Raw genomic sequence first — 447 nt, forward strand, 5'->3', positions numbered from 1 at the left:
TGATCTCGAGCTCGATGATGCCACTGTTCTCGGCGCCCTCGGGCGCCTTCCGAAGGCGTCGGCGCTGCCGCGGTGAGCGCTCCGGCGGCGTGCACGATGGGGTAACGACAGCGGGCACGAACGTCTGCGGCTCGGGTCCCACAGGGCTCGCAACCGGCCGTCGCATTTGCCGGCGCCACGTAAACAGCTGTTGCGGCGACAATCCGTGCCGCCGCGCGACCTCCGATACCACGGCTCCCGGGGCCAGCGTCTCCTCGACAAACCGCGCCTTGTCGTCGGCCGAGAACTGCCGCCGTCGGCCGCTCTCCGTGATGACCTCGACCCGACGAACCGAGGTCCTGGGCTCAAGCATATGGTCAAGCTTAGACACAAGCCGATCTCCAATCAGAGATCGATCATTCCTCGCTCGAGGCCTTCAATGGAAGGTGGGACCGAAACAGCGCTTAC

General features: G+C 65.5%; 1 protein-coding gene. It reads right to left on the reverse strand.

Annotation, left to right across the window (positions count from 1 at the left end; all coding sequences use genetic code 11):
- On the reverse strand, positions 1 to 370 hold a 370-nt coding region (gene tnpA, locus AC0L3B_RS38410; protein WP_473382801.1), incomplete at its 3' end, for an IS66-like element accessory protein TnpA.
- Positions 371 to 447 lie beyond the last annotated feature (77 nt).

Source organism: Bradyrhizobium sp. Kon56, from assembly GCF_055807635.1.